Here is a 7,950-nt window from a genome sequence, read left to right as displayed (position 1 = left end):
CGACGGTCGGCGAGCGCATCCGCATCATCGGCGGGCTGGGCATGACCGAGACCGCGCCTTCGTGCACCTTTGTGCTGGGGACCGATGCGCGCGCCGGCTACATCGGCCTGCCCTGCCCGGGGGTCGAGGTGAAACTGGTGCCTCAAGGTGACAAGCCGGGCGACAAGACCGAGGTGCGTTTTCGCGGCCCCAACGTGATGCCCGGCTACTGGCGTGACCCCGAGAACACCGCACAAGCGTTTGACGAAGAAGGCTTCTACCGCACCGGTGATGCGGTGACCTTTGTCGACCCGCAGCAGCCCACCCAGGGCTTGATGTTCAACGGCCGCATCGCCGAAGACTTCAAGCTCTCGACCGCCACCTTCGTGAGCGTGGGGCCGCTGAAGGCAAGCATCGTGGCACTCGGCGCACCGCTGGTGCAAGACGCGGTGATCACCGGCTTGAATCGCGACGAGGTGGGTGCGCTCGTGTTCCCGCGTGTCGAAGAGTGCCGCCAGCTTGCCGGGTTGCCGGAGACGGCCACCGCCACCGAGGTGCTGCGTCACCCGAAGGTGGCTGCGTTCTTCCAGACCCTGGCGGACAAACTTTGGCAAGCCGGCACCGGCAGCGCCAACCGCGTGGCGCGCCTGCACGCAATGAGCGAGCCGCCCTCGATCGACAAGGGCGAGATCACCGACAAGGGTTCGATCAACCAGCGCAATGTGCTCACGCACCGCGCGGCCCTGGTTGACGCGTTGTATGACGGCAGCGTGGACGGGTTGATCCTGCCGCGACGCTACTGACATGAACGGCACCCGTACTCCGTTCGGGCTGAGCCTGTCGAAGCCAGCGCCTGCCTCGGTGCTGGAACTTCGACGGGCTCAGTGCGAACGGGCATTTGCGCGCCGCACGACAAGTTAAGGAAAGCACCATGGCCCACAAAGGTTTCTTCGGCAGTTTCGACGACGTGTGGATGGTCGACGGCGTGCGCACGCCGATGGTCGACTACTGCGGCGATCTCGGCGCGGTGAGCGCCACTGACCTCGGCATCAAGGTCGCACGCGAGGTGCTCGCCCGCAGCGGCGTGCCGGGTGCCGACATCGGCTCGGTGATCGCCGGCAACATGGCGCCGAGCGATTTCTTCCAGTTCATGTTTCCGCGCCTCGTCGGCCTGTACGCCGGTGTGCCCACCGAGGTGCCGGCGATCATGGTGCAGCGCATCTGCGGCACCGGCTTCGAGCTCTTTCGCCAGGCCGGCGAGCAGATCGAGCGCGGTTATTGCGACGCGGCCCTGGTGGTCGGCGCCGAGTCGATGACGCGCAACCCGGTGGCCGCGTTCACCCACCGCACCGGTTTCAAGCTCGGTGCGCCGGTCGAGTTCAAGGACTTCATGTGGGAAGCGCTGATCGACCCCACGCCGAACATCACCATGATCCAGACGGCCGAGAACCTGGCCAAGAAATACGGCATCACACGCGCCGAGGTCGACGCTTACGCCTCGCGCTCTTTCGAGCGTGCGGTGGCGGCGCAGGAGGCCGGGTACTTCGACGGCGAGATCGTGCCGGTGACGAGTGAAACCTTCGAACTCGCCGGCTACGAGCCGCGCCAGCTTTTGCTGCCGCGCAAGGTCGAGAAGCTCTCCCGCGATACGCATGTGCGGGCCTCGCCGGTCGAGGTGCTGGCCAAGCTGCGCAGCGTCTACCCGGGTGGTGTGCAGACCGGTGGCAACAGCTCGGCGCTGGTCGATGCGGGTGCCGCCGCCGTGGTCGCTAGTGGTGCTTACGTGAAGGCCCACGGCAAGAAGCCGCTGGCCCGTGTGCTCGCTGCCGCGGCCGTGGGTGTGCCGCCCGAGATCATGGGCATCGGCCCCGCGCCGGCCATCCGCCTGCTGCTGGAGCGCACCGGCCTGAAGCTCTCCGACATCGGCCGCTTCGAGATCAACGAAGCCCAAGGCGCGCAGACGCTCGCCGTGCAGCGCGAGCTGGGCCTCGACGGCGACAAGCTCAACGTGCACGGTGGCGCCATCGCGCTCGGCCACCCGCTCGCGGCCACCGGTGTGCGGCTCACCATCACGGTCGCACGGCAGCTGCGCGAAAGCGGCTTGCGCTACGGCATCTCGTCGGCCTGTGTCGGCGGCGGCCAGGGCATCGCTCTGTTGATTGAAAACCCTGACGCCGCTTGACGTCGCCCTGCGTTCAACTCTGACACCCTCATGAAGATCCCCTCCCAAGCAGCCCTCGTCACCGGCGGAGCCTCTGGCCTCGGTGCCGCCACCGCGCGTGAACTCGCCCGCCGGGGCGCCAAGGTGGCCGTGCTCGACGTCAACCTCGAGCTCGCGCAGAAGGTGGCCGCCGAGATCGGCGGCATCGCGCTTCAATGCGACATCACCGACACCAACTCCGTCAACGCCGCGCTCGACGCGGCCGAGAAGGCGCACGGCCCGGCGCGCATCGTGATGAACATCGCCGGCATCGGCACCGCCAAGCGCATCGTGCAAAAAGATGGCTCGCCGGCACCGCTGGAAGACTTTGAGCGTGTGATCCGCGTCAACCTGATCGGCACCTACAACGTGATCCGCCTCGCCGCCGCGCGCATCGTCAAGCTCGAACCGTTGGAAGACGGCGAACGTGGTGTGTTCGTCAACACCGCCTCGGCTGCGGCCTTCGACGGCCAGATCGGGCAAGAGGCGTATTCGGCCTCCAAGGGCGGCCTGGCCGCGATGACGCTGCCGCTGGCGCGCGACCTGGCGCAGTTCGGCGTGCGCGCCTGCACCATCGCGCCGGGCTTGTTCCTCACGCCGCTGCTGGCCGAGCTGCCGCAAGCGGTGCAAGACTCGCTCGCCGCCAGCATTCCTTTCCCCAAGCGCCTGGGCAAGCCCGAAGAGTTCGGCATGCTCGCGGCCAGCATCGTCGAGAACCTGTCGCTCAACGGCGAGGTGATCCGCCTCGACGGCGCCTTGCGCATGGCAGCGCGCTGACCACTGACACAAGGGACAACATGCCACGCACCACCCTCCACAGCGTGACCGTGCAGTTCGGTGACTGCGACCCGGGCGGCATCGTGTTTTTCCCGAATTTTTCGCGCTGGATGGATGCGGCCTCGCTGATGTTCTTCACCCAGTGCGGTGTGCCGCCCTGGCGTGTGCTGGAGCGCGAGCGCGGCATCGTGGGCACGCCGGTGCTCGAGATCAACACCAAGTTCCACAAGACCGTGAGCTACGGCGACACGATCCAGATCGCGACCCATGTGCAGGAGTGGCGCCGAGTCGCCTTCATCCAGATCCACCGCGTGACGCGGGGTGACGAGCTGGTGTGCGAAGGCCGCGAGGTGCGCGCCTTCATCAAGCGCGACGAGCACGACCCCGACCGCATGCGCGCCATTCCCGTTCCCGAAGACATCAAGGCGCTGTGCGCCTGAGCCCCGAGTTCATTGTTCATCAGCAGGAGACAAAACCCCATGAAAGCACTGTTCAAACCCCTGGCCATCGCTGCCGCGACGCTGTTCCTCGCGACCACCGCATACGCCGACATCACCATCGGCGTGAGTCTGCCGCTCACCGGCCCGGCCAACGGCCTGGGCATTCCGGTCAACAACTACATCAAGCTGTGGCCGACCAGCATCGCTGGTGAAAAGCTCAACGTGATCGTGCTCGACGACGCCGGTGACCCGACCAAGGGTGTGACCAACGCGAAGAAGTTCGTCACCGAAGACAAGGTCGACCTGATCGTGGGCTCGGCCGTCACGCCGGTGGCGATCGCGATGGCCGGTGTGGCTGCCGAAGGGCAGACGGTGCAGCTGATGATGTCGCCCGCCAACCTGCCCGCTGGCCGCGACACCTGGTCGTTCCGCCTGCCGCAGAGCAATGCGGTGATGGCGCATGCGCTGATCGATCACATGAAAAAAGCGGGCATCAAGAGCATCGGCTTTCTCGGCTACACCGATGCGTATGGCGAAGGCTGGCTCAACGACTTCAAGGCCGAATCGGCCCGCCTGGGTGGCCCGCAGATCGTGGCGGTGGAGCGTTTTGCGCGCCCCGACACCAATGTGACCGCGCAAGCGCTCAAGCTCGTGTCGGCCAACCCGCCAGCCATCCTGGTGGTAGCGTCGGGCAGTGGTGCCGCCATGCCGCACAAGGGCCTGATCGAGCGTGGCTACAAGGGCACGATCTACCAGACCCACGCCGCAGCCTCGCGTGACCTGATGCGCATCGGTGGCAAAGACGTGGAAGGCTCCTACGTCGTCTCCGGCCCTGCCGTGGCGCCTGAGCAGCTGGCCGACTCGCATCCGTCGAAGAAGCTCGCGCTCGACTTCGTGGCCAAGTACGAGAAGGCTTATGGCGCGGGCAGCCGCAACCAGTTTGGCGCACACGGTTATGACGCCGTCGTGGTGCTGGAGAAGGTGTTGCCGGTCGCGCTGAAAGCCGGCAAGCCCGGCACGCAAGCCTTCCGCAGCGCGGTGCGCGACGCCATTGAAAACATGGGTCGCACGGTGTTGTCGCAGGGCGTGATCACGTATTCGAAAGACAACCACTGGGGTTTCACGACGGAGACCGGTGTGATCCTGAAAGTGGTCAACGGCGAGTGGAAACTGGACTGATCGAGCCTTCCATCTTCCGTTCGGGCTGAGCCTGTCGAAGCCAGCGCGCACCTCGGTGCCCGCACTTCGACAGGCTCAGTGCGAACGGAGGTTTTCGCTCGGCCTGATCGCCCACTAAAAGCAAAAGCAACCCATGGACTTCTCCATCGCCAGCATCCTCACGCTAGACGGCGTGACCAATGGCGCGATCTACGCGCTGCTGGCCCTGGCCACCGTGCTGGTGTTCGCCATCACGCGTGTCATCTTCATTCCGCAGGGCGAGTTCGTGGCCTATGGCGCGATCACGCTGGCCATGCTGCAAGGCGGCAACCCGGTCGGGTCGGTGTGGCAACGTTGGGGTGACCTGCCGGGCACGGTGTGGCTGCTGCTCGCGGTGGCGCTGCTGGTGGTGGTGCTCGATGTGGTGCAGGGGTATCGCCGCGCGTTGCCGTGGGCGCAGGTGGGGTGGTCGGCCGCCAAGACACTGGCCGTGCCGGTGGCGGTGTTTCTGGTCGCCTGGTTTGCCGGGCCGCGCGGCTGGCCGCTGTGGGCGCAGAGTGTGTTCACGCTCGCCATCGTCACGCCGCTCGGGCCGCTGGTGTACCGCCTGGCGTACGAGAAGGTGGCCGATGCGAGCGTGCTGGTGCTGTTGATCGTGTCGGTCGGTGTGCATTTCGCGCTCACCGGCCTGGGCCTGGTGTTCTTCGGTGCCGAGGGTTTTCGCAACCCGAGTTTCTGGGACGCACGCTTCCAGATCGGCGCCGTGACGCTCAGCGGCCAGACCATCATCATCTTCGCGGCCACGCTGGTGTTGATGGCCAGCCTGTTCCTGTTCTTCGAGCGCACGCTGCGCGGCAAGGCTTTGCGCGCCACAGCGGTCAACCGGCTGGGGGCGCGCTTGATGGGCATCTCCACCTCGGGGGCAGGGCGCTTGAGCATGGGGCTCGCAGCTTTCATCGGCGCCTTGTCGGGTCTCTTGATCGGGCCCAGCACCACGATCTTTTACGACTCCGGTTTCCTGATCGGCCTCAAAGGCTTCGTGGCGGCGATCTTCGGCGGCCTGGCGAGTTATCCCGCGGCGGCGGTGGGCGCCTTGTTCGTCGGCCTGCTGGAAAGTTTTGGCTCGTTCTGGGCCAGTGCCTTCAAGGAAGTGATTGTGTTCACCTTGATCCTGCCTGTGCTGCTTTGGCGCTCGTTCAAGCACGGCCACCACGACGAGGAAGAATGATGCGTCGCGGCTTCCTCATATTCTTTGTGCTGGTTCTGGCGCTGCTGCCAGTGCTGCCCGTGCCCGAGTTCTGGATCACCCAGGCCAACTACATCGGTCTCTACGCGCTGGTCGCCATCGGCCTGGTGCTGCTCACCGGCGTGGCCGGGCTCACCTCCTTCGGGCAAGCGGCCTTCGTCGGCATGGGCGCCTACACGGCGGCCTACCTGTCGACGGCGCATGGCATGTCGCCCTGGTTCACGGTGTGGATCGGCCTGCTCATCACCGGTGGCTTTGCGCTGGTGCTGGGCTGGATCACCTTGCGCATGTCGAGCCATTACCTGCCGCTCGCCACCATCGCCTGGGGCCTGAGCCTGTACTACCTGCTGGGCAACATCGACGCGCTGGGCAAATACGACGGCCTGCTGGGCGTGCCGCCGATCGGCTTCTTCGGCATCGAGCTCAAGTCGGGCCGCAGCTTCTATTACCTGCTGTGGGTGATCGTGATGCTGGCGGCGTTTGCGGCCATGCACCTGCTCGACTCTCGCGTGGGCCGCGCGCTGCGCGCAGTGAAGGGCGGCAGCACCATGGCCGAAGCGATGGGGGTCGACACCTTCCGCATCAAGGTCACGGCTTTTGTGCTGGCGGCCTTGTTGGCCAGCGTCTCGGGTTGGTTGTTCGCGCACTTCCAGCGCACGGTGAACCCGTCGCCTTTTGGTTTGAAGATGGGCATCGAGTACCTCTTCATGGCGGTGCTGGGCGGCGTGGGCCATGTGTGGGGCGCCATCGCTGGCGCCGGCATCGTGAAGATTCTGGAGGACCAGCTGCAGGTGTGGTTGCCCAAGCTGATGGGCAGCGACGGCAACTACGAAATCATCGTCTTTGGCATCGTGCTGGTGCTGGTGTTGCAGTACGCGCGTGACGGTGTGTGGGCCTTTGTCGAAGCCCGCCTGCCCCCGCTGCGGCGCAAGGTCGACTGGGCCGATGCGACCGCACTCACCGAGCGTGCCCGCCCGGCAGCCGGTGAATTGGTGCTCGACGTGAACGCGGTGCGCAAGGAGTTTGGCGGCCTGGTGGCGGTGAACGACGTGAGCTTCCAGGTGCGTGCGGGTGAGATTCTGGGTTTGATCGGGCCGAATGGCGCGGGCAAGTCGACCACCTTCAACCTGGTGACGGGCGTGTTGCCAGCGACCCGCGGTGAAGTGAAGTTCCGTGGTGAGCGCATCGATGGCCTCGCGTCTCGGCGCATTGCGCAGCGGGGTGTGAGCCGCACCTTCCAGCACGTGAAGATGATCGCCGGCATGACGGTGCTGGAGAACGTGGCGCTGGGTGCGCACCTGCGCGGTGGGCGTGGGGTGGCAGCGGCGATGTTGCGGCTGGACCGTGCGGAGGAGCGCAGCCTGTTGCGCGAAGCCGAGCGGCAGTTGAAGCGCATCGGCATGGCGGAGCACATGCATGAGCTGGCTGGGAATTTGGCGTTGGGGCCGCAACGCTTGATGGAGATTGCTCGTGCGCTTTGCGCCGATCCTGCTTTGTTGTTGCTCGATGAGCCGGCGGCGGGGTTGCGGCACAAGGAGAAGCAGGCTTTGATCGATGTGCTGCGGCAATTGCGCGGCGAAGGTCTGTCGATTCTTTTGGTGGAGCACGACATGGATCTGGTGATGGAGGTCACGGATCGCATCGTGGTGATGGAGTTTGGGACCAAGCTCATTGAGGGCACGCCGGAGGAAGTGCAGGCGAGTCCGGCGGTGAGGGCGGCTTACCTTGGGACGGAGCATTGATGGGCTCGCTTGTTCGCCCACCACTGACCGTTCGGGCTGAGGTATCGAAGCCCTGCTCGCTTTGTCTCGGCTCTGGTTCACTGCGCGAGGCCGCGCCGGGAGTTCGGCCCGGCGGCCGACCCCCTTTCTTTGTGTCGACAAAGAAAGGGGGCAAAGAAAGCGACCCTGCCGACTCGGCCCTCGCGTTGCGAGGGCTGCCTTGCGCTGCTCGGTCATTGCGGGTCGGGCAGAACTCACTACGCGGCCGTTGGCCGCTGCGCTCAAACAGCCGCCCGAAGTCAGAGGTTGAAGCGCGCTGCGCGCGCCCCGCAAAGCCCTGTGCTGCTCAGCTCGTCCGAAGGGGGAGCAAACACCAGAAGCGCGTCGCTGCGCTCGCGCCGAAGCGAAGCGAGGCGTCGACAGGGAAAG

Annotated in this window: 7 protein-coding genes; all 7 read left to right on the top strand. The window is 65.7% G+C overall.

The window, feature by feature from the left end:
- A partial coding sequence (locus RMO40_RS12765) for an AMP-binding protein (RefSeq protein WP_309721604.1) occupies positions 1-782 on the top strand: 782 nt, incomplete at its 5' end.
- 128 nt (positions 783-910) lie between these two features.
- Positions 911-2,161, top strand: a complete 1,251-nt coding sequence (locus RMO40_RS12760) for an acetyl-CoA C-acyltransferase (protein ID WP_309721601.1) — start codon at positions 911-913, stop codon at positions 2,159-2,161.
- A gap of 30 nt (positions 2,162-2,191) precedes the next feature.
- Complete coding sequence (locus tag RMO40_RS12755) at positions 2,192-2,956, top strand: SDR family NAD(P)-dependent oxidoreductase (RefSeq protein ID WP_309721597.1); 765 nt, start codon at positions 2,192-2,194, stop codon at positions 2,954-2,956.
- Positions 2,957-2,976: 20 nt separating this feature from the next.
- Positions 2,977-3,396, top strand: a complete 420-nt coding sequence (locus RMO40_RS12750; RefSeq protein ID WP_309721594.1) for a thioesterase family protein — start codon at positions 2,977-2,979, stop codon at positions 3,394-3,396.
- Between the two features lie 39 nt (positions 3,397-3,435).
- Positions 3,436-4,575 carry an ABC transporter substrate-binding protein gene (locus RMO40_RS12745; RefSeq protein ID WP_309721591.1) on the top strand — a complete coding sequence of 380 codons (1,140 nt, stop codon included), beginning with the start codon at positions 3,436-3,438 and terminating at the stop codon, positions 4,573-4,575.
- Positions 4,576-4,708: 133 nt separating this feature from the next.
- Positions 4,709-5,782, top strand: coding sequence for an ABC transporter permease subunit (locus RMO40_RS12740; protein WP_309721587.1), 1,074 nt, complete (start codon positions 4,709-4,711; stop codon positions 5,780-5,782).
- The gene (locus RMO40_RS12735; RefSeq protein WP_489660156.1) at positions 5,779-7,542 is read left to right on the top strand and encodes a branched-chain amino acid ABC transporter ATP-binding protein/permease; all 1,764 of its coding nucleotides are present in this window, start codon (positions 5,779-5,781) and stop codon (positions 7,540-7,542) included. Before RMO40_RS12740 ends, RMO40_RS12735 begins: the two co-directional genes overlap by 4 nt.
- Positions 7,543-7,950 lie beyond the last annotated feature (408 nt).

Origin of the sequence: Rhizobacter sp. (assembly GCF_031412075.1) — a bacterium.
Taxonomy (GTDB): domain Bacteria; phylum Pseudomonadota; class Gammaproteobacteria; order Burkholderiales; family Burkholderiaceae_C; genus Rhizobacter.
The sequence above is the reverse complement of the archived record's forward strand: the minus strand, read 5'-3'. Positions and strand labels throughout refer to the sequence as shown.